The organism is Erythrobacter sp. NE805 (genome assembly GCF_046452355.1).
Classification (GTDB): domain Bacteria; phylum Pseudomonadota; class Alphaproteobacteria; order Sphingomonadales; family Sphingomonadaceae; genus Erythrobacter.
On sequence record NZ_JBKFDI010000001.1, the window covers coordinates 1025737 to 1044771 of the forward strand.

At 68.6% G+C, this 19035-nt stretch carries 22 protein-coding genes; 10 read left to right on the plus strand and 12 right to left on the minus strand.

Features of this window, described 5'->3' with window-relative positions; genetic code table 11:
• The first annotated feature begins 88 nt into the window (after positions 1-88).
• Entirely contained in the window at positions 89-898 is an 810-nt protein-coding gene (locus ACLBKU_RS04725) for a helix-turn-helix transcriptional regulator (RefSeq protein ID WP_410178379.1), read from the plus strand.
• Positions 899-1047: 149 nt separating this feature from the next.
• Here ACLBKU_RS04725 and ACLBKU_RS04730 read toward each other — a convergent pair whose 3' ends face one another.
• Complete coding sequence (locus ACLBKU_RS04730) at positions 1048-1584, minus strand: VOC family protein (protein WP_410178380.1); 537 nt, start codon at positions 1582-1584, stop codon at positions 1048-1050.
• Between the two features lie 129 nt (positions 1585-1713).
• Here ACLBKU_RS04730 and ACLBKU_RS04735 point away from each other — a divergent pair, with 129 nt between their 5' ends.
• The 4 genes from ACLBKU_RS04735 to ACLBKU_RS04750 all read left to right on the plus strand — a co-directional run bounded on the left by ACLBKU_RS04735 (position 1714) and on the right by ACLBKU_RS04750 (position 5349).
• On the plus strand, positions 1714-3141 hold the full coding sequence (locus ACLBKU_RS04735; RefSeq protein ID WP_410178381.1) for an aromatic ring-hydroxylating oxygenase subunit alpha: 1428 nt from the start codon (positions 1714-1716) through the stop codon (positions 3139-3141).
• A 125-nt stretch (positions 3142-3266) separates the two neighbouring features.
• A complete protein-coding gene (locus ACLBKU_RS04740; protein ID WP_410178382.1) occupies positions 3267-4022 on the plus strand; it encodes an SDR family NAD(P)-dependent oxidoreductase in 756 nt (251 codons plus the stop codon).
• The gene (locus ACLBKU_RS04745; protein ID WP_410178383.1) at positions 4019-4816 is read left to right on the plus strand and encodes a sugar phosphate isomerase/epimerase family protein; all 798 of its coding nucleotides are present in this window, start codon (positions 4019-4021) and stop codon (positions 4814-4816) included. The genes ACLBKU_RS04740 and ACLBKU_RS04745 overlap by 4 nt, the downstream gene beginning before the upstream one ends.
• Positions 4795-5349: a VOC family protein gene (locus ACLBKU_RS04750; RefSeq protein WP_410178384.1), complete on the plus strand. Its 555-nt coding sequence runs from the start codon at positions 4795-4797 to the stop codon at positions 5347-5349. The genes ACLBKU_RS04745 and ACLBKU_RS04750 overlap by 22 nt, the downstream gene beginning before the upstream one ends.
• A 5-nt stretch (positions 5350-5354) precedes the next feature.
• Here ACLBKU_RS04750 and ACLBKU_RS04755 read toward each other — a convergent pair whose 3' ends face one another.
• The 5 genes from ACLBKU_RS04755 to nadB all read right to left on the minus strand — a co-directional run bounded on the left by ACLBKU_RS04755 (position 5355) and on the right by nadB (position 9769).
• Positions 5355-5537 (minus strand): lasso RiPP family leader peptide-containing protein, encoded by a 183-nt coding sequence (locus ACLBKU_RS04755; protein WP_410178385.1) that lies wholly within the window; start codon positions 5535-5537, stop codon positions 5355-5357.
• 137 nt (positions 5538-5674) lie between these two features.
• Positions 5675-6574, minus strand: a complete 900-nt coding sequence (locus ACLBKU_RS04760) for an alpha/beta fold hydrolase (protein ID WP_410178386.1) — start codon at positions 6572-6574, stop codon at positions 5675-5677.
• 34 nt (positions 6575-6608) lie between these two features.
• The gene (locus ACLBKU_RS04765) at positions 6609-7535 is read right to left on the minus strand and encodes a TraB/GumN family protein (RefSeq protein ID WP_410178387.1); all 927 of its coding nucleotides are present in this window, start codon (positions 7533-7535) and stop codon (positions 6609-6611) included.
• Between the two features lie 174 nt (positions 7536-7709).
• The gene (locus tag ACLBKU_RS04770) at positions 7710-8171 is read right to left on the minus strand and encodes a DUF5063 domain-containing protein (protein WP_410178388.1); all 462 of its coding nucleotides are present in this window, start codon (positions 8169-8171) and stop codon (positions 7710-7712) included.
• A complete protein-coding gene (gene nadB, locus ACLBKU_RS04775; protein WP_410178389.1) occupies positions 8168-9769 on the minus strand; it encodes an L-aspartate oxidase in 1602 nt (533 codons plus the stop codon). Before nadB ends, ACLBKU_RS04770 begins: the two co-directional genes overlap by 4 nt.
• A gap of 208 nt (positions 9770-9977) precedes the next feature.
• On the opposite strand from nadB, the gene ACLBKU_RS04780 reads away from it, so the two are divergent.
• Positions 9978-10163: a hypothetical protein gene (locus ACLBKU_RS04780; RefSeq protein WP_410178390.1), complete on the plus strand. Its 186-nt coding sequence runs from the start codon at positions 9978-9980 to the stop codon at positions 10161-10163.
• On the opposite strand, the gene ACLBKU_RS04785 is transcribed toward ACLBKU_RS04780, so the two are convergent.
• Positions 10164-11141 carry an ABC transporter ATP-binding protein gene (locus ACLBKU_RS04785; RefSeq protein WP_410178391.1) on the minus strand — a complete coding sequence of 326 codons (978 nt, stop codon included), beginning with the start codon at positions 11139-11141 and terminating at the stop codon, positions 10164-10166.
• Positions 11142-11213: 72 nt separating this feature from the next.
• Here ACLBKU_RS04785 and ACLBKU_RS04790 point away from each other — a divergent pair, with 72 nt between their 5' ends.
• Entirely contained in the window at positions 11214-11486 is a 273-nt protein-coding gene (locus ACLBKU_RS04790) for a zinc-finger domain-containing protein (protein ID WP_410178392.1), read from the plus strand.
• Positions 11487-11562: 76 nt separating this feature from the next.
• On the plus strand, positions 11563-12030 hold the full coding sequence (locus ACLBKU_RS04795; RefSeq protein WP_410178393.1) for a hypothetical protein: 468 nt from the start codon (positions 11563-11565) through the stop codon (positions 12028-12030).
• Here the strand turns inward: ACLBKU_RS04795 and ACLBKU_RS04800 are convergent.
• The 4 genes from ACLBKU_RS04800 to guaA form a co-directional block, all read right to left on the minus strand.
• Positions 11994-12518 carry a hypothetical protein gene (locus ACLBKU_RS04800; RefSeq protein ID WP_410178394.1) on the minus strand — a complete coding sequence of 175 codons (525 nt, stop codon included), beginning with the start codon at positions 12516-12518 and terminating at the stop codon, positions 11994-11996. The genes ACLBKU_RS04795 and ACLBKU_RS04800 overlap by 37 nt on opposite strands.
• A gap of 205 nt (positions 12519-12723) precedes the next feature.
• Positions 12724-13698: an NAD(P)H-dependent flavin oxidoreductase gene (locus ACLBKU_RS04805; protein ID WP_410178395.1), complete on the minus strand. Its 975-nt coding sequence runs from the start codon at positions 13696-13698 to the stop codon at positions 12724-12726.
• 117 nt (positions 13699-13815) lie between these two features.
• The gene (locus ACLBKU_RS04810; protein ID WP_410178396.1) at positions 13816-14457 is read right to left on the minus strand and encodes a YceI family protein; all 642 of its coding nucleotides are present in this window, start codon (positions 14455-14457) and stop codon (positions 13816-13818) included.
• Between the two features lie 51 nt (positions 14458-14508).
• Positions 14509-16110 carry a glutamine-hydrolyzing GMP synthase gene (guaA, locus tag ACLBKU_RS04815; protein ID WP_410178397.1) on the minus strand — a complete coding sequence of 534 codons (1602 nt, stop codon included), beginning with the start codon at positions 16108-16110 and terminating at the stop codon, positions 14509-14511.
• Between the two features lie 267 nt (positions 16111-16377).
• Here guaA and ACLBKU_RS04820 point away from each other — a divergent pair, with 267 nt between their 5' ends.
• Together ACLBKU_RS04820 and ACLBKU_RS04825 are read left to right on the plus strand one after the other, a co-directional pair.
• Complete coding sequence (locus ACLBKU_RS04820; protein ID WP_410178398.1) at positions 16378-16689, plus strand: UrcA family protein; 312 nt, start codon at positions 16378-16380, stop codon at positions 16687-16689.
• Between the two features lie 438 nt (positions 16690-17127).
• Positions 17128-17355, plus strand: a complete 228-nt coding sequence (locus ACLBKU_RS04825; RefSeq protein WP_410178399.1) for a hypothetical protein — start codon at positions 17128-17130, stop codon at positions 17353-17355.
• 83 nt (positions 17356-17438) lie between these two features.
• On the opposite strand, the gene ACLBKU_RS04830 is transcribed toward ACLBKU_RS04825, so the two are convergent.
• Positions 17439-18992 carry a class I adenylate-forming enzyme family protein gene (locus ACLBKU_RS04830; RefSeq protein WP_410178400.1) on the minus strand — a complete coding sequence of 518 codons (1554 nt, stop codon included), beginning with the start codon at positions 18990-18992 and terminating at the stop codon, positions 17439-17441.
• Positions 18993-19035 lie beyond the last annotated feature (43 nt).

Consider the following 19035-nt stretch of genomic DNA (forward strand, 5'->3'; position numbering starts at 1 on the left):
CGCTTCCCCTACGTAAATGATGAGGACAATCGACAAAATTGCGCTAGTCTTCCGACTCAAAGAACAAATGAGAGGAGCCGCCCCCTACATGGCTACGAATGTTGTCGAGCTGCGCACGCCGCAGGGACGCGAATCGCTCGAGCAGATGCTCGCCGCGGTCACCATCACCTGCCCGGAGGATATCCACGATGCGGCGGTGAACCTCGCCCGCATCGCGCAGGAGCGGGGGATGCAGATCGCGGTGTGCGACGACATTTCCTCGAAGGAGCCGATGGTCGATGCGGAAGGCACGATCCTCAACGCCGACATCTTCCGCTGGCTCGACGACGGCGCGCGCTGGTGGGAGGACCACCGCCTCGCGCTGCACTCGCCGCTGCCGCGCGCCTGCCGCTACGAGAGCGAGCCCTTCTGGGTGAACCGCCACGGCTTCAACACGCGCTGGCGCAACCACTACCTCGCCGAGATCGACCTTGCCGATTTCGAGCGCCGCGCGCTCTGCAAGGCGGCGATCGTGATCCCGACGCACCTGCCCTTCGGCCAGATCAGCGCCTCGAGCTTCATCAGCTGCGACCGCAGCAAGGAGGATCTTGCCCAGGAATTCGCCGAATACGGCGCGCTCTTCGCGATGGTCACCCGCTGCTTCGTCGCCGGCTACGTCCAGGCCAACCGCACCAAGCGGCGCATCCCCTCGGACTGCGTGCTCTCCAAGCGCGAGGTCGAATGCCTGCGCTGGGCGGCGATCGGCAAGACCGACAAGGAGATCAGCATGATCCTCAACCGGTCGCACGCGACGATCCGCTACCACATCCACCGCGCGGGCGAGAAACTCGACAGCGTGAACCGCGCGCAGACGATCTTCAAGGCGGGGCAGCTGGGGTACTTGGGCGCGAGCGACTGACCTTCATCTCCCCTCCCGCTTGCGGGAGGGGTCGGGGGTGGGGCGAGGCCAAAGGCCTCGCACGTGGCCGCTGGCGCAGGCCCACCCCGCTGCGACTAGGCGGCAAGCCGCCAAGTCTCGCTCCCCTCCCGCGAGCGGGAGGGGTGGACTTACCCCAGCTTCCGCAGCGGCTCCGACCCGTCCCAGTCCTGCCCGGCAGCCTTTATCATCCCGAACAGGTCCGGCCCGTCCTTGGCCTGCTGGAGGATCTCCACGAGCGTCCCCGGTCCGGTGCCCGGGTCGACGTAGATCACCTCGCTCGTTCCGAAGCGCCCCTCGATCACCACCTCGGCCCCGGCCTCCTCGCACACCGCCCGCGCCGCGGCGAGGTCGTCGACGAGGATGCACACGTGGTGGAGGCCGTTGCCGGTCGACCCGTATTCCCCGCGGTAGATCGAAGGGTGATCGTCGCGCGGGCGGATCAGCTCGATCTGCAAGTCCCCCCAATAGGCAAGCGCGAGGTCGAACACCGCCTCGGTGGGTGCTCCGCGATACGTCATCCCGTCGAGGTGGATGCCCTCGATCATGTAGAAGGGGCCCACCCCCATCGTCCCGGTCCAGTGCCGCACCGCCGCGTCGAAATCCGCGGGCACGAAGGCGAGCTGCATTATGTCGCCCAGATCGGCCATCTTGCCCCGTAAAGCCATGTTCCTCTCCAATCCGATAGGGTGTCCTCCCGGCGAAGCTGTGTGATATTCTCCGCCCGAGACACTGCACAAAGTGCGAGGACGTGGGACGGGGTGCGCGCACCCCCGCGAGAGGACCGGACACACCCGATGAACGAGATCAAGGACATTGCCCGCGGCGACCGCTGCCCGGGGATCAGCTACACCGACATGCTGAACGGCGACACCCGCCGCGCGCCCGACTACCTGTTCGAGGAATCGCACATCGACATGGGCGACGACCCGCTGCCGGTCGCGCCCTACATCTCCGAGGAGTTCGCGAAGCTCGAGCGCGAGAAGATGTGGCCCAACGTGTGGCTCTTCGCCGCGCGCGAGGACGAGATGCCGGACGCGGGCGACACCGTGGTCTTCGACATCGCCGGAAAGAGCTTCCTGCTGATCCGCCAGAAGGACGGCAGCGTGAAGGCCTTCTACAACGCCTGCCTCCACCGCGGCCGCAAGCTGCGCACCGAGAGCGGCCAGTCGGTCCAGCTGCGCTGCCCGTTCCACGGCTTCACCTGGCGCAACGACGGCTCCTTGAAGGAAATCCCCTGCGCGTGGGACTTCAAGCACCTCGAGGGCAAGGACATGGACCTGCCGCAGGCGCGCGTCGAGCTGTGGCAGGGCTTCGTGATGCTCACCGAGAACCACGCCCTGCCCGATTTCAAGACCTGGCTGGGTCCTGCCGCCTCGCATTACGAGCGCTACGACTTCGCAAACCGCTATACGGGCATGTGGGTGCAGAAGCGCATCCCCGCCAACTGGAAAGCCACCGCCGAGGCCTTCATGGAGGCCTGGCACTCGATCACCACCCACCCGCAGCTGCTCGCCTTCCTCGGCGATGCCAACACCCGCTACGACCTGATCGGCGATCACTTCAACCGCGCGATCACCCCCTCGGGCGTCCTCAGCCCGCACGTGAAAGGCAAGAATTCCGACTACGTGCTCGAGAAGATGAACGAGTTCTCGGGCGGGCAGGACGCGCGCACCAACCGCCGCTTCTCGGCGAGCGAGGAGGTGCCCGAAGGCTACGACCCCGAGGATCCGCTGGGCGCGCGCAAGCTCCTCGCCGAGGCGGGGCGCAGGGGCTTTGCCGAGCAATACGGCTACGACTACTCGGACGCCGCCGACACCGAAATCCTCGACAACTTCACCTACAACATCTTCCCCAATTTCGCGCCGTGGATCGGCTTCCTGCCGACCCTCGTCTATCGCTGGCTGCCCGGCGACACGCCCGACTGGTGCATCATGGAGATCCGCCTGCTCTTCCCCACCCCCAAGGGCGAGCCGCGCCGCCGCGCGGTGGCGATGGTCACCATCCCCGACGACCAGCCCTTCGCCTGGGCGAACGACATCATGGGCCCGCAGCTCGCCAATGTCTTCGACCAGGACATGGCGAACCTCCCCTACGTGCAGGAAGGCATGAAGGCGATGAAGGGCGGGCTGATGGAGCTCGGCCACTACCAGGACAGCCGGGTGCGGCACTTCCAGACGACGCTGATGAAATACGTGAACGGGGAGCTGCCGGCTGTCGGTTAATCCCCTTCGTCATTGCGAGCCGAAGGCGAAGCAATCCATGGACCGAGGGTTCCGCAAGCGGCACGGTTCGGCCATGGATTGCCGCGTCGCTTCGCTCCTCGCAATGACGAAAGACTGAAAGACCGATGAGCTTCTCCTTCGACCTCACCGGGCGCCGGGCGCTCGTCACCGGCGCGTCCTCGGGGCTCGGCACGCGGTTCGGGCGGATCCTCGCCGCGAGCGGCGCGCAGGTCGCGCTCGGCGCGCGGCGGGCCGACCGCCTCGCCGCGCTCGCCGCCGAGATTGGCCCCGCCGCCGCCGCGGTCACGATGGACGTCGCACGCGAGGCGGACATCGTTGCGGGCTTCGACGCGGCCGAGGCGGCGTTCGGCGCTCCCATCGACACGGTCATCGCCAATGCCGGGGTCGATGGTGCGGGGATGGCGACGACCATCTCCGAGGAAGAGATCGAGCAGACCCTCGCGATCAACCTCAAGGGCGCGATACTTACGGCTCGCGAGGGGGCGAAGCGGATGATCGCGGGAGGCGTGACCAAGGGCCGGATCGTGCTGATCGCCTCGATCACCGCCTTCGAGCCCTCCCCCGGCCTCGTCGCCTACGCCGCGAGCAAGGCGGGCGTGGTGCAGGCCGGCCGCACGCTCGCGCGCGAATGGGCGCGCTCCGGCATCTGCGTCAACACCGTCTCCCCCGGCTACATCCGCACCGCGATCAACGACGCGTGGTTCGACACCGAGGGCGGCCGCAAGCAGATCGCCCGCTTCCCCAAACGCCGGCTGATGGGCGAGGAGGGATTGGACGCGATGATCCTGTTCCTGTGCTCCGACGCCGCCGAATTCGTCACCGGCGCGGACTTCGTGCTCGACGACGGGCAGACATTGTGACCCGCCGCCTGATCTCGCTCGCCGCCGGGATCATGCCCGAGGCCACCCCCGCCCAGCTCATCGAATGCGCCGCCGCGAGCGACTTCGACTTCGGCGGGATGTGGGTCGAGAAGGACAGCTGGACCCCCGCCACAACCCGCGCGATCCGGCGGCAGGCACAGGACGCCGGCGTCCAGCTGCTCGACTGCGAGGTCGCATGGATCATGCCCGGCCCGCCCGATCCGTGGCTGACCGAACTGGTCCACATCGCCGCGGAGCTTGGCGCGCGCAATCTCCTGTGCGTCTCGTCCGACCCCGACATGGCCGCCACCACCGCCAAGTTCCAGACGCTGGTGAGCGCCGCCGCGGGCACCGGGGTCAGGGTCAATCTCGAATTCGGCATCTTCACCGAGGTGAAGACCATCCACATGGCCCGCGCGGTGCTGGAAGCCGTCGAGGGCGCGGCCAAGGCGCTGCTGGTCGACACGCTCCACTGGGCGCGCTCGGGCGGGACGGCGGAGGACCTCGCGGCGATCCCGCGCGCGTGGCTGTCCTACTGCCAGCCCTGCGATGCGCCCGCGCAAGGGCCCGACGTCAAGAATTTCGACGCCATCATCGACGACGCGATCAACCGCCGCCTGCCGCTCGGCCAAGGGGGGCTCCCGCTCGCGGCGATGGTCGACGCGCTGCCCGATCACCTGCCGCTGGCGATCGAGGAGCGCTCCGCCGCCTTGCGCGACGCCTTCCCCGACCTCGCCGAGCGCGCCCGCGAATGCGCGCGCACCTCGCGCGCGTGGCTGGACGCGCGCGGGTGAGCCTCCTCCCCGTCACGCTCGTCCAGAACGCCTATCTCGTCCGCAATCTCGAGGAAGGCTGCGCCGCGCTCAATCGCACCTTCGGCTGGGGCCCCTTCCTCGGCGGCACCGAGGGGGTGCTCGCCGACCACGTCTACCGCGGCAAGCCCACCGAGCCGATCCGCATCCGCGGGGTGTTCGTGCAGACGGGGGCAATCAACGTCGAGGTGATCGAGGTGGTCTCGCGGGGGCCGAGCGCCTTCCACGAGATGCTACGAGCCGACGGCCAGCCGGTGCTCCACCACTGCGCGAGTTTCGCCGCCGACTACGATGCCACCCGCGACCATCTCGTCGCGCAGGGCTATCAGGTGGTGAGCGAATTCGGCTTCGCGGGACGGCGCATCTGCTACGTCGACACGCGGAGGCTCCTCGGCTTCATGACCGAGGTCTATCCCGAGCTGCCGGTCATCCGCGCGATGTACGAAGAGGCGCGCGAGGCGGCGGCGGCGCGTCCCGGAGACCCCGGCATCACCCCCTTCGCCACCCCGCGCTGAAAGGCTCAGGACAGCCCGTCGTCGACGGCGCAGGTGAGCTCGCCGATCGGGGTCCCGGCCGGGAAGGTCGCGTCGAGCGCATCGGGGCAGCCCGAAGCCTGGGTCAGCTTCTCGAAGGTGCCCAGCTCTTCGAGCTGGGGGGTGGTGTAGGCGCGCAGGGTCATGATCGTCTCCTTGTGCTGTGCCATTCGACAGCACCGGCGAGAGCTATGAAGATGCCCCTCGCCGACCCTAATCTGCTTGAGGAAACGGCCTTGCGACCAGCCGCTCGCCGCCCGCGCAGGGGTGCGAGCGGCGGAGCGTGCAGCTTTTGCGATACCCCCGCTCAGCCGCCGCGCGCGTGACCGGCGATTTCGCCCGCGACGCGCGGGATCAGCGGCAGCGGCAGGTCGTGCCCCCAGCCGGGAATCGTCACCAGCCGCGCACCCGCGATGTGCCGCGCGGTGTCCTCGCCCGCGGCGAGCTTGACCAGCGGATCGGCCTCGCCGTGGAGCACCAGCGTCGGCGTGCGCACGCTGGCGAGACGCGCGCGGCGGCACCCGTCGTCGATGATCGCGGCAAGCTGGCGCGGGAGCCCCGCCGGATAGACGCTCCGGCGCATGTTCCGCAGGACCCGCTCGCGCTGCGCCGCCTCGTCGAAGGGGAATTCCTCGCTGTCAGGGGTGCCGATGTTCCGCGCGATGTTGAGGCCGTGGGCGACGAGCGTTGCCTCGTCCATGCCCTTCAAGGGCGCGGTCAGCGCGTCGATCGCGTGCTTCTCGGCCTGGGGGAGCTTGCCGTTGCCGGTGGTCGACATGATCGAGGTGAGGGTGAGGAGGCGGTCGGGGTGGTGCACCGCCATCAGCTGCGCGATCATCCCGCCCATCGAGGCGCCGACCACGTGCGCGCGTCCGATCCCCAGCGCGTCGAGCAGCCCGATCCCGTCGTCGGCCATGTCCCTGAGCGTGTAGGGCACCCTGGCGGGGAAGCCGATCTTCTTGCGCAGCACCTGCACCGCCGGCGAGGGCGCGCGGGCGCCTTCCATCTTCTGCGAGAGGCCGATGTCGCGGTTGTCGTAGCGGATCACCCGGAACCCGTCGCCGACCAGCGCCGCGACCAGCTCGTCCGGCCACAGCGTCATCTGCGCGCCGAGGCCCATGACCAGCAGGATCACCTCAGCCTCGGGGCTTCCGCTGTCCTCGTAGAAGAGCTCGATGCCGGTGTTGGGGGTGACGATGGTGGGCATGGCGCAGGCTTATCCTCTCGACCGACCTCCGCGGTCACTTCCACGGCGGTCCGGCGATATCGAAGCCGCGCGCGTCCAATTGGTCAAGCACCCCGCCGCTTTCCGCCAACACCCGCAATGGCACGACTGCGAGGGTGGTGCCCTTCGCGGCGCTCGCCTCGGCGATGCGATCGACCCAGATGGTCCTGAGTTCGCTGCCCAAAGTCTCGTCCGCCCAGGGCCAGCATTTCCCGAGCGCGCTCTCGAGCGGGTTCGCCATGACGGCGGGAATCCTGAAGCGCCGCCAGTTGGTCGCGCGCTCCTCGACGATCTGCGGCCCCGCCTCGACCGCGTCCATCGCCGCGTCGAGGCAGGGGATGTGGGCGGTGGGGGGCGCTTCGAAGAGATTGTCGATCACGTCCTCGCCCCTGAGCGTCGCGGCGCGGGTGATGGCGATGTCGGCCTTCTCGGCCGCGTCCTTCACCACGTCCGAGGCGTCGCGCGCGGTGTCCTTGTTGAAGCGCAGCTCCTCGCGCAGCATCTTGAAGGAGGTGAGGAGGAACGACTGGCGCGAATAGTCCTCCTTGTGCGCCGCGGCGAGCGCTTCGAGCCGCTGGATCTGGGCGGGGGCGAGGTAGTCGCCCGCCACGGTCTTGTCGGGCAGCTTGGTGAGCTTGCCGCCGGAGAACATCAGCCGGAAGACGTCCCCCGGCGAAACCTTGGGCCGCGCGCCGAGGATGACGCGATCGGCCGCGCGGGTCGCCTCCTCGAGCCGCGCGGGCTCCCACGGGGTGGTCTTGGGGATCGCGCGAATCTCGCCGACGAGGATGACGGTGCCGGAAGGCGTCTCGACAATCCACATCGGCGCGCCCGAGCGCTGGGCGGTGACGACGATGGCGTTTTCTTCTGGCGGTGCGTCTTGCGCGGCAAGGGGGGCGGCAACCAGCGCCAAAAGGGATAGGGAAGTCAGCAGCCTCTTCATCGCGCGCCCCAACATTGCATCATTTGGCAGCTCGCTAGAGCGGTGCGCCTGAACGCCAGCCGAATTTCCCGATCCTCCGTTCGCCCTGAGCTTGTCGAAGGGCTGTCTTTCACTTCTCACGGTAGCAAAAAGAGAAACGCGGTCCTTCGACAAGCTCAGGACGAGCGGGTCAGGCTACCAAGCGGCAAGCCCGTGCAGATAGTGCCTCAAGCGGTGCAAATGATCGCCCCAGTGCGCTTGGTAGCCGAACCGGAACTCCCAAATTGCATCAGCCTCTGAACAGTTTTCAAAGGCCCACAGCACCTTGGCGAGATCGGCCGCGATTTCGGCCAATTCGGAGGTCGCGAAGGTGCACATGGCCTCCTGATCAGGCCCGCCTTCTGGGTCGATGAGCCAGATCACGTCATCTCTTTCGAAGAAACGAGCCGCACTCCGGCCAAACGCGGCTTCATCGAAACGCGGTGCCGCAAACCCGTCGGTGGTGTCCGGCTCGACGGCTGGAGTATTGAAGTAGACGCGGACGAGGTCATCCAGCGCCATCGCCACGTCGCGCAGAGTGGAGGCTGTGTTCTCAGGCTCGAAAAGCGAAAGGTAGCGATGAATGGCCGCTTCGATCCTTTCGCGATGCTCGCTCACGGCACCAGCACCGTATCCTTCGCCTCCTCCGCCAGCTCGGGGTAATCGAGCGTGTAGTGCAGCCCGCGGCTCTCCTTGCGGCGAAGGGCGCTCCTCACGATCAGCTCGGCGGCCTGGAGGAGGTTGCGCAGCTCGATGAGGTCGGTCGTCACCCGAAACGCGCCGTAGTAGTCCTCGACCTCGCGCTTGAGCAATTCGATGCGGCTTGCGGCGCGCTCCAGCCGCTTGGTGGTGCGCACGATGCCGACGTAGTTCCACATGAAGCGGCGGATCTCGGTCCAGTTCTGCTTGATGACGACTTCCTCGTCGGAGTCCGTCACGCGGCTTTCGTCCCAGGGGAGGATCGCAGGGGGCGCTTCGAGCGTGTCCCAGCGCGCGAGGATGTCCTGCGCGGCGGCCTCGCCGAAGACGAAGCATTCGAGCAAGGAATTGGACGCCAGCCGGTTCGCGCCGTGGAGGCCGCTTTCGGTGCACTCGCCCGCCGCCCACAGGCCCGGGACGTCGGTGCGCGCGGCGAGGTCCACCACCACCCCGCCGCAGGTGTAGTGCTGCGCGGGGACGACGGGGATCGGCTGCTGCGTCATGTCGATGCCGAGACCCATCAGCTTGTCGTAGATGGTCGGGAAGTGCCCGCGCACGAAGTCGGGGTCTTCGTGGCTGATGTCGAGGTGGACATAGTCGAGGCCGAAGCGCTTGATCTCGGCGTCGATCGCGCGGGCGACCACGTCGCGGGGCGCGAGCTCCATCCGCTCGGGGTCGTAGTATTCCATGAAGCGCTTGCCGGTGCGCGGGTTGATCAGGCGCCCGCCCTCGCCGCGCACCGCCTCGGTGATGAGGAAATTCTTGGTCTCGAGGTGGTAGAGGCAGGTCGGGTGGAACTGCATCATCTCCATGTTGGAGACCCGCGCGCCCGCCCGCCACGCCATCGCGATGCCGTCGCCGGTCGCGCCGCGCGGGGCGGTCGAGAACTGGTAGACCCGCCCCGCGCCCCCGGTCGCGAGCACCGTCGCGCGGGCGGTGTGGCACTCGACGCGCCCCGTCGCCTCGTCGAGCGCATAGACCCCCCACACGCGGCCCGCGGCGGAGAAGTGCTCGCGGTGGCGGTCGGTGACGAGGTCGATGCAGGTGCGCCCGGGGAGCAGCGTGATGTTCGGATTGGCCTCGGCGGCGCGCAGCAGCGCCTCCTGCACCGCCCAGCCGGTCGCGTCGTCGACATGGACGATGCGGCGGTGCGAATGGCCGCCCTCGCGGGTGAGGTGCAAGTCTCCGCTCTCGCGGTTGAAGGGCACGCCCAGTTCGCACAGCCGGTCGATCGAGGCGGGCGCGCGCTCGATCACGAATTCGACCGTCGCCCGGTCGTTGAGCCCGGCGCCCGCGACCATGGTGTCGCGGATGTGGTCCGCGAAGGTGTCGCCCGCGTCGAGCACCGCGGCGATGCCCCCTTGCGCCCAGGCGGTCGAGCCGCCGGTCAGCGAGCCCTTGGCCAGCACCAGCACCCGCCGCGTCTCGGCCAGCGCGAGCGCCGCGGTGAGCCCCGCCGCGCCCGAGCCGATCACCAGAATGTCATGCGGCTGCGCTATTGCCTCGAGGGTCGCCATGGCGGTGCAATGGCTGGCATTTCAGCTTTCGGCAAGAGCCCTGCAATCCGGTTGTTTTTTGGGGGGTGACCTACGTATTTGCCGCTAGGTTGCAGTGCAGCACAATGCTACTCACCGCCGCAGCGCGACTCGTTCAACGAAACGGCTCGTGCCATCGGGCCGCACATAGTCTGACTGGACGTTACCTCATTTCGGGGCACATTCGCGCATGTCCGTATTCGGCCTTGGTTGTCTGCTGAACCGCCACGATCCCGACCGCAAGCAGGTCCGGTGGAACGGGTACGATTACGTCGGCGAATGCCGCCATTGCGGCGCGCCGATCGTGCGCCATTCGCGGCGCAACTGGCGCAAGCAGGAAGCCAAGAGCGAGCCGACCGACGGCGCCGCGGGCTGATCAGCCGGCGGCGTCCGGGCCGGCCGCAGTGAGCTGGACGAAGACATCCTCCAAATCGGCCTCGCGCGTGGTCACGTCGACGATGGCGATGCCCTGCGACTGGAGGATGCCGAGCACCTGCCCGGCGCTGAGGCGGTCCTTGTCGTAGGTCACCTCGATCGCGCGCGCGCCGTCCCACTCGACCTTGCCGAAGGCTTCGTGCGCGGGCGCGGCGGCGAGGTCGGCGGCACTCGTCACCGCGACGATCTTCTCGCGCGCCATCTCGACCAGCTCGCGGGTCGGCTTGTCGGCGATCACCCGGCCGTGGTTGATGATCGCGATCCGGTCGCACAGCTCCTCGGCCTCCTCGAGGTAGTGGGTGGTGAGCACCACCGTCACGCCCTCGCGGTTCAATTCGCTGACCAGTTCCCAGAGCTGGCGCCTGAGGTCGACGTCGACCCCCGCGGTCGGCTCGTCGAGCACCAGGATCGGCGGTGCGTGGACCATCGCCTTCGCCACCAGCAGCCGCCGCTTCATGCCCCCCGACAGGGTGCGCGCATAGGCATCGCGCTTGTCGGCGAGCCGCACCGCCTCGAGCAGCTTCTCCGAACGGCGCAAGGCGGCGGGGATGCCGTAGAACCCCGCCTGATTCTCGAGCACCTCGAAGGGCGTGAAGAAGGGGTCGAAGACGATCTCCTGCGGCACGATCCCGATCGAGCGGCTCGCGTTGCGGCGGTCGCGGTCGATATCGAAGCCCCAGATGTCGACGCTGCCGGCGGTCTTGTTGACCAGCCCGGCGAGGATGTTGATGAGCGTCGACTTGCCCGCCCCGTTGGGGCCGAGCAGCCCGAAGATCGCGCCTTCCGGCACGTCGAAGCTCACCCCGCCGAGCGCGAGCTTGCCCTCGCTCATGCTGCCCCTGGCGCCCTTGGCGGGAGCGTAGCGTTTGACGAGGTTGTCGATGCGGATGGCGGGCGCTGAAGGGCTCGGGGCTGGCATCCCCCACGCCTAGGCAAGCGCGCCCCTAAAGGCAATTGCGCTCGGCAGCGCGCGGGGGTAACGGCGCAGGCCATGAGCATTCCCCCTCCTGAAGTCCTGGTGGTCGACGCGCACCGGGTGATGTGCGACGGATCGAGCGGCATCCGCGGCGGCCAGGGATATCGCCCCGCCGCGCTCGGCCACCCGCGCGTGTTCCTCGAGATCGACGAGCACGGCTATGTCGACTGCGGCTATTGCGACCGGCGCTTCGTGCTGCGCGGGGGCCCGGCGGACGGGGCCGACCAGGCGGGCCTCGCCGACATCGCCTCGGCCGCGAGCGATCCGGGCAAGATCGGGCGCGACTAGCGAGGGGGCCGCTCAGCGCAGGTTCAGCGTCGGCGGGGCATACACGCGCGCAAGACTTCGCCAAGGAGAGCGTCTCATGACCCGAGTCCCTGTTCTCACCCGCACGGCTTTCGGCGCCGCCGCACTCGCGCTCGCCGCCGCCCTGCCCGCCGCCGCGCAGCAGCAGGGCGAGGTCGAGGCCAAGGTCGATGCGGCCGCGACCCCGACCAAGGGCGAGACCAAGCTCGCCAAGCTGCTCGAGGGCCGGGTCGCCGGCGCGCCCGTCTCGTGCATCCGCAACAACCTGCGCGATCCGGTGCGGACCATCGACGGCACCGCCTATGTCTACGGCTCGGGCCAGACGATCTACGTCCAGCGCACCCGCGACCCGCAGAGCATCGATACCAATGACACGCTGGTCAGCACCCGCTTCAGCGGCAGCCAGCTGTGCCGGCTCGACACGATCACCACGATCGACCGCGTCACCGGCATGTTCAGCGGCGCGGTGTTCTTCGAGGACTTCATCCCCTACACCCGGGTGAAGGGCACCGCCAAGGAAGGCTGATCGGCGCGCGGCGGCCCTGCCCTGGGGCAGTCGGCCGTGCAGGTCCCGCAGGCGCAATCCGCACCGCCGGGGTGGCGCATCGCAGCGGCGTGGCGCACGCCGATTGCCGCGCGCGGGGCGGGCTCGCAAGCGCCGGGCCCCGCCCAGTAGAGCTGCAGCCCCTCGACATCGGCGTCGGCGAGGACCTGCTCGGCGCGGCGATAGGCGCTGACCTGCTCGTGCAGCTCGCCGAGCGAGGCACCGCCTGCCAGGGCGCTGCGCCGCTCGTCGCTGGCAAGCGGCCTTGAGGTTTCGGCATCGGCTGCATCGCTTTGCTGACCGGCGAGCGCGCGCGACAGCGCCTCGGAGCTCGGCACGTCATCGGCCAGCGTCTCGCGCCGGGCGGGCGGGGGGGCGAGCCCGCTCTGCCAGCGCCCGAGCATCCACGCCGCCAGCATCAAACCGGTGATGACACCGCCCAGCGCAGCCGGGCCTCCGAACCATTCCATTCCACGACTCCCGTCCAACCATCAGGCGAGGCCGATCCCGCCGCGCCGGACGAACACATTTGCAGCCACACAGGCGCTGCGCCGGCCCCTCCAGACTCGGGCGCATCGCGAAACTGCATGGTGCCGCAGTGCAGCACGCTCGGGAATTCGGGGCTTTACCTAGGGTGCGCCCAGAGTGGCACGCCCCGTGAACGCTTCATCGCGTTCAGGCGCGCGCCATCGCCTGCATCCGGGCGATGATTTCCTCGGCCTGGAGCATGATCCGGTCGATCAGCTCCTTGCAGGTCGGGATGTCGTGGATCAGCCCGGCGACCATGCCGCAGCTCCACGCGCCTTCGTCCATCGCGCCTTCCATCATGATCTTGGGGTAGACCCCCGCGACCTCGGGGAGGATGTCCTGGATGGTGATGGCGTCGCCGAGCTCCCTTTCCTTCTGGATCAGGCGCTCGACCGCGGCATTGTTGAGCACGCGCTCGGTGTTCCTGAGCGGGCGCATGACGAGGCGGGTGTCGAGTTCGGAGGCCGCGAGGATCGCCTGCTTGACGTTCTCGTGCACCGGCGCCTCCTTGGTGGCGATGAAGCGGGTGCCCATGTTCATGCCCGCCGCGCCCATCGCGATCGAGGCGATGAGGCTGCGCCCGTCGGCCATCCCGCCGCTCGAGACGAAGGGGATCTCCAGCTCGTCCGCCGCGCGCGGCAGGAGGATGAAGTTCGGCACGTCGTCCTCGCCCGGGTGGCCGCCGCACTCGAAGCCGTCGACGCTCACCGCGTCGCAGCCGATCTCCTGCGCCTTGAGGCTGTGCCGGACCGAGGTGCACTTGTGGATCACCTTGATCCCGGCGTCCTTCAGCGGCGGGAGCAGCTCGACCGGATTGCGCCCGGCAGTCTCGACGACCTTGACCCCGCCGTCGATCACCGCCTTGACGAGGCCCGGATAGTCGGGCGGGGTGAGGGTCGGCAGGATCGTCAGGTTCACGCCGAAGGGCTTGTCGGTCATGTCCTTGCAGCGCGCGATCTCGTTGGCGAGCTTCTCGGGCGTGCCCTGGGTCAGGCCGGTCATGATCCCGAGCCCGCCGGCATTCGACACCGCCGCGGCCATCTCGGCGAAACCGACATAGTGCATCCCGCCCTGGATGATCGGGTGCTCGATGCCGAACATTTCGGTGATGGCGGTCTTCATGGCGTGTGCTCTCCCCTCGTGAATGCGTGTTTGCGCCGGAGACAAGCCGAGTTGCGCGGCGCTTTCAAGTGCGCTTTTGCGGGGAGCAGGGGCGGCGCACGCGCGCCGTAGCGTCACTCAGCCGCGGTTGAAGGCGAGGATGAAGCTGACCGGCACCGCCGGGGTGATCGAGGGCAGCTGCGCTGCCGCACGCAGTTCGCCGAGTTCGTCGGTGAGCTCGAACATGTCGGTCGAGACGATCACCGGCGCGGTCGGCACGACGGTCACCCGGTCATCGGTGACGCGGGTCACGAGCACCTCGGTCTCGACCTCGGCGGTGACGCCCTTGACGGTGACGCTCGCCTTGAGCGGCCGGGTCAGCGCCTGCCCGACGGCGAGGCCGGCGAAAGCCTTGGGGTCGAGCGTCGCGGTCACCGTCGCGGTCGGATTGGCGGCGACATCGAAGAACATCTCGCGCATCCGCTCGTCGCGCAGCGCCACGCCGGTGTCGAGCGAGGCGAGGTCGATCGCGAGGCTCGCGGTGCCGTCGGGCGCGACCCGGCCCGAGAGGCGGTCGAAGCGGCTCGTCTCGGCGATCTCGCCCGCCTTGATCGAGACATAGGTGAGCTTCGAGGCGGCCGGGTCGAGCGTCCAGGTCCCCTCGGTCACCGCCGCCGGCGCGGTGGGCGCATCGCCCGGTGCCTCGGCGGCTTGCTGCGCGCAGGCCCCGAGGCCCAGCGCAAGCATGGCGGCAAGAGCAAGGGGGCGAAGCTTCGGCATGGCGCCAGCCCTATGCGATTTGTGATGCTGTCGGAAGAGGGGTGGTGACGCTCATTCCCACTCGATCGTGCCCGGGGGCTTGCTGGTGTAGTCGTAGACCACCCGGTTGATGCCCTTGACCTCATTGACGATGCGGGTCGCCACGCGGGTGAGGAAGCCGGCGTCGAAGGGGTAGACGTCGGCGGTCATCCCGTCGGTCGAGGTCACCGCGCGCAGGGCGCAGACCGAATCGTAGGTGCGCCCGTCGCCCATCACGCCGACGGTCTTGACGGGGAGCAGCACCGCGAAGGCCTGCCAGATCGCGTCGTAGAGCCCGGCGGCGCGGATCTCCTCGAGGTAGATCGCGTCGGCCTTCCTGAGGATGTCGCAGCGCTCCTTGGTGACCTCGCCCGGAATGCGGATCGCGAGGCCGGGGCCGGGGAAGGGGTGGCGACCGACGAAGGCATTGGGCAGGCCGAGCTCGCGGCCGAGCTCGCGCACCTCGTCCTTGAACAGCTCGCGCAAGGGCTCGACCAGCGCCATGTTCATGCGCTCGGGCAGGCCGCCGACATTGTGGTGGCTCTTGATCGTCACCGAAGGCCCGCCGGTGAAGCTGACGCTCTCGATCACGTCGGGATAGAGCGTGCCCTGCGCGAGGAAATCCGCCCCGCCGATCTTCGCCGCCTCGGCCTCGAAGACGTCGATGAAGGTCTTGCCGATGAACTTGCGCTTGGCCTCGGGATCGGTGAGCCCGGCGAGCCCGCCGAGGAACAGGCTTTCGGCCTCCACATGGACGAGCGGGATGTTGTAGTGGTCGCGAAACAGGGTGACGACCTGCTCGGCCTCGCCGAGGCGCATGAGGCCGTGGTCGACGAAGACGCAGGTCAGCTGGTCGCCGATCGCCTCGTGGATCAGCACCGCCGCGACCGCCGAATCGACCCCACCGGAGAGGCCGCAGATCACCCGCCTGTCGCCGACCTGCTGGCGGATCTCGGCGATCTTGGTCTGCCGGAACTCGGCCATCGTCCAGTCGCCTGCGAGGCCGCAGACATGGCGCACGAAGTTGGCGATGAGCCGCCCGCCGTCGGGGGTGTGGACGACCTCGGGGTGGAACTGGGTGCCGTAGAAGCGGCGACCCTCGTCGGCGATCACCGCGAAGGGCGCGCCGTCGCTCACCGCGACGATCTCGAAGCCGGGCGCGAAGGCGGTGACCTTGTCGCCGTGGCTCATCCACACCTGGTGGCGCTCGCCGACCTCCCACAGCCCGTCGAACAGCGCGCATTCGGCGGTGACGGTGAGGAAGGCGCGACCGAACTCGCCGCCCTCGCCGGTCTCGTGCCCCGGCTTCACCTCGCCGCCCAGTTGGTGGCTCATCACCTGCTGGCCGTAGCAGATGCCGAGGATCGGCACCCCCGCCTCGAACAGCATCTGCGGCGCGCGGGGGGAGCCCTCCGCCGGGACGCTGGCGGGCGAGCCGGAGAGGATGATGCCCTTGGGGCTCAGCCTGTGGAAGGCGGCCTCGGCCTGGGTGAAGGGCGCGATCTCGGAATAGACGCCCGCCTCGCGCACCCGCCGCGCGATCAGCTGGGTCACCTGAGAGCCGAAGTCGACGATCAGGATGGAGTCGGAGACGGCGGAGTCGCCCACGTGGGGCCCGGAGGAGTGCGCGCTCATGGCCGCCGATTAAGGAGCGCGCCGGGTGCTGTCCAGCATCGCCGCGCGCGCCTAGGCATTTTTGCGGTGCAGCACACAAATGATGGCAGAATTCCAGAAGGTTCCCGAAAAAGTGGCGGAAATGCGTTGCAAAGTTTGGAACCATCTTTCCCGAATTCGCATTTGCACAATGCTCTTGTGCGCTGCACCAGAGTTTCAAACAGCAACCGAATGCCGGCCAGCGGCATCTCTCCCCGACACCCTCTCTTGTTTCCGGAGTTCAGACCCATGCGTTTCCTTCTCCCCCTCCTCGCCCTCGCCACCGTCGCCGTTCCGGCTGCGGCGCAGGAAACCGTCACCGTGCGCATCGGCTACGGCGACGTCGACGTGACCACCAGCGAAGGCCGCGCCGTGCTCGAGGCGCGCATCGAGGCGCGCCTCAAGAAGGCCTGCGCGCTCGAGGGTGCGGCGCGCTACACCCACTCGGGCAAGGCGATCGACAGCAAGTGCCTGACCGAGGCGCGCGCCGCGGCGAAGACCGAGCTCGAGCGCATCGCGCTGCGCGAGGGCCGCGGCGCTGCGAGCCTCGCCGCCAACTGAGCGAGGCCAACCTCCTGAAAAGCAAGCGGCCGCCGGGGCGATCCGGCGGCCGCCTTGCGTTCGCGTCCGCGCGGTCTTATTGCAAATGATGCAATCGACCTTGGCGTTTTCGCATTTGAATTCGACGCCGTCGAACACCACTTCGCCGCTCGAGCGATGCGGCGCCGGGCTCCTCTCTCCATCCCGGCCATCTCCCCCCGGAGCCATTGCCCGGCAGTGCGACCGAAAACGGCCGCTTGCCATGCCTGCCGACGCGGCAGGAGCGGCCAGCCTTCCCCCGCTCGGCCCTCCGCGCGTCGCGATCCGGCGTCCCGCCGGATCGGCAGCGAAGAGACGCGGCCACTACCCTCCCCCCCTGAACTGGTGGCCGCGTCTCGAGCCGCCCCGGCGCGCCGCGCTTCGCTGCTGCGCCGTTGATTGCCGTTTTCGATTGCGGTGATGCGTTATTTCCAATCTACGTTGGGATTGAAAATTGCGCCTGACGATTCATATGATGCCCAAGCCCGGCGCGGTTCTCTCTCCCCCCTCTCCCCTGCGGACCGCCCGGGCCCCCAACCACAACAGAACAGGGAAACCCGTACCATGCGTATCATCAGCGAAAAGGCCATCGCCCTGCTGCTCGCCGTTGCCCTCAGCGGCACCGCGTTCCAGACGTTTATCGTATGAGACGCGAGGCGTAGCCCGCGAAGCCCCCCGCCCGGCCCGGTTCTCCGCGAGGAGCGCCGGGCCGGGCCGTTTCAGGCCTTGCGTCACGCGACCCCGCCGCGCCGCGCCGCTTCCTCGCGCAGCTCGCTCTTAAGCAGCTTGCCGATATGGCTCCTCGGCATCTCGGCGATGGGGTGAAGCGCGGCGAGCCGCTGGGTCTTGCCGAGCCGCGCGTTGACCGCGGCGAGGATCGCCTGCGGATCGGCCGCGCCCTCCCTCAGCACCACGAAGCCGACCGGGCTCTCCCCCCATGCGCGCGAGGGCACGCCGACCACCGCCGCCTCGGCGACCCCCGGCTCCTTCGCCAGCTCGGCCTCGAGATCGCTGGGATAGATGTTGAACCCGCCCGAGATGATCATGTCCTTGGCGCGGCCCACCAGCTCGACGAAGCCCTCCGCGTCGACCCGGCCGATGTCGCCCATGCGCATCCACACCTCGCCGGTCGCGGGGTCGGTCCACTGCGCCTCGGCGGTCTTGTCGGGGCGGTTCTTGTAGCCGCTCATCATGGTGAGGCTGCGCCCGACGAGGTTGCCCGGCGTGCCCGGCGGCACCTCGCGGTCCTCGTCGTCGAGGACCTTCAATTCGCTCCCCGGCGCGGGACGACCGACGGTGTGGAGCTTGTCGGGGAACTCGTGGCACGCGAGCAGGCACACCACCCCGCCCTCGGTCATCGAGTAGATCTCGATGAGCCCGCCCGGCATCCGCCGCAGCACCTCGCTCTTGAGCTCGGCGGAGAAGGGGGCGGAGGTGCAGTACTTGAGCCTGAGACTGGAGAGATCGAAGGCGTCGAACTGAGGGAAATCCATCAGCCGCTGGTATTGCACCGGCACCAGCATGGTGATCGTCGTGCGGTCCGCCTGCGCGTGTTCGAGCCACTTCGCGCAGTCGAACTTGCCCATCACCCGCACGCAGCCGCCCGCCAGCAGCACCGGGAGGAAGGCGACCATCGTCGTGTTCGAATAGAGCGGCGTCGAGGCGAGCGAGCGGACCTCGAGCCCGGCGCCGAGATAGCTCAGCGCCGTCGCCGCGAACTGCCGCCAGCGCATCTGGTGCGAGTGGACGATCCCCTTGGGGATGCCGGTCGTCCCGGAGGAATAGATGATGTTGAACGGGTCCCGGGGCTCCGGCACGAAGTCAGGCGCGCGGCTGCCCGGAGGGGCCATCCACTGGTCGATGCTCTCGAGCGGCACGCGGATCAGCTCGGCCATGAAATCGGGGCCGAGCTCGGCCGCCTTGGCGGCGTCGATGAACAGGTGGATCGCGCCCGAATCCCGCGCCATCCCGGCGAGCTGCTCAGGGGTCGCGCTGGTCGTCAGCGGCGCGGCGACGCCCCCGGCGCGGACCGCGGCGAGGAACACCAAGGCATATTCGACCGTCGAGGTCCCGAGGATCGCCACCGACTGCCCGCGCTCGAGCCCGGTCTCGACCAGCCGCGCCGCGAGCCGCTCGACCAGCCCGACCAGTTCCGCCCAGTAGACCTCGCGCCGCTCGTCCCTGAGCGCGAGTTCGTCACCCCGGAGGCGCGACCATTCCATGAGGATTGCAGGGAAGGAGCCGAAAGGTTCGGCGAGGCGGGCGATCATCGTCTCGTGGCTCATGATCGCCGTGCATAACGAGGCGCGGCGACCGCGCAAGGATTTG

What these genes read in the sequence shown, in the direction of transcription:
- ACLBKU_RS04725 (WP_410178379.1), top strand. Translation starts at nt 89, where the DNA reads ATGGCTACGAATGTTGTCGAGCTGCGCACGCCGCAGGGACGCGAATCG.
- ACLBKU_RS04730 (WP_410178380.1), bottom strand. Translation starts at nt 1,584, where the DNA reads ATGGCTTTACGGGGCAAGATGGCCGATCTGGGCGACATAATGCAGCTC.
- ACLBKU_RS04735 (WP_410178381.1), top strand. Translation starts at nt 1,714, where the DNA reads ATGAACGAGATCAAGGACATTGCCCGCGGCGACCGCTGCCCGGGGATC.
- ACLBKU_RS04740 (WP_410178382.1), top strand. Translation starts at nt 3,267, where the DNA reads ATGAGCTTCTCCTTCGACCTCACCGGGCGCCGGGCGCTCGTCACCGGC.
- ACLBKU_RS04755 (WP_410178385.1), bottom strand. Translation starts at nt 5,537, where the DNA reads ATGGCACAGCACAAGGAGACGATCATGACCCTGCGCGCCTACACCACC.
- ACLBKU_RS04760 (WP_410178386.1), bottom strand. Translation starts at nt 6,574, where the DNA reads ATGCCCACCATCGTCACCCCCAACACCGGCATCGAGCTCTTCTACGAG.
- ACLBKU_RS04765 (WP_410178387.1), bottom strand. Translation starts at nt 7,535, where the DNA reads ATGAAGAGGCTGCTGACTTCCCTATCCCTTTTGGCGCTGGTTGCCGCC.
- nadB (WP_410178389.1), bottom strand. Translation starts at nt 9,769, where the DNA reads ATGGCGACCCTCGAGGCAATAGCGCAGCCGCATGACATTCTGGTGATC.
- ACLBKU_RS04780 (WP_410178390.1), top strand. Translation starts at nt 9,978, where the DNA reads ATGTCCGTATTCGGCCTTGGTTGTCTGCTGAACCGCCACGATCCCGAC.
- ACLBKU_RS04785 (WP_410178391.1), bottom strand. Translation starts at nt 11,141, where the DNA reads ATGCCAGCCCCGAGCCCTTCAGCGCCCGCCATCCGCATCGACAACCTC.
- ACLBKU_RS04790 (WP_410178392.1), top strand. Translation starts at nt 11,214, where the DNA reads ATGAGCATTCCCCCTCCTGAAGTCCTGGTGGTCGACGCGCACCGGGTG.
- ACLBKU_RS04795 (WP_410178393.1), top strand. Translation starts at nt 11,563, where the DNA reads ATGACCCGAGTCCCTGTTCTCACCCGCACGGCTTTCGGCGCCGCCGCA.
- ACLBKU_RS04800 (WP_410178394.1), bottom strand. Translation starts at nt 12,518, where the DNA reads ATGGAATGGTTCGGAGGCCCGGCTGCGCTGGGCGGTGTCATCACCGGT.
- ACLBKU_RS04805 (WP_410178395.1), bottom strand. Translation starts at nt 13,698, where the DNA reads ATGAAGACCGCCATCACCGAAATGTTCGGCATCGAGCACCCGATCATC.
- ACLBKU_RS04810 (WP_410178396.1), bottom strand. Translation starts at nt 14,457, where the DNA reads ATGCCGAAGCTTCGCCCCCTTGCTCTTGCCGCCATGCTTGCGCTGGGC.
- guaA (WP_410178397.1), bottom strand. Translation starts at nt 16,110, where the DNA reads ATGAGCGCGCACTCCTCCGGGCCCCACGTGGGCGACTCCGCCGTCTCC.
- ACLBKU_RS04820 (WP_410178398.1), top strand. Translation starts at nt 16,378, where the DNA reads ATGCGTTTCCTTCTCCCCCTCCTCGCCCTCGCCACCGTCGCCGTTCCG.
- ACLBKU_RS04825 (WP_410178399.1), top strand. Translation starts at nt 17,128, where the DNA reads ATGCGTTATTTCCAATCTACGTTGGGATTGAAAATTGCGCCTGACGAT.
- ACLBKU_RS04830 (WP_410178400.1), bottom strand. Translation starts at nt 18,992, where the DNA reads ATGAGCCACGAGACGATGATCGCCCGCCTCGCCGAACCTTTCGGCTCC.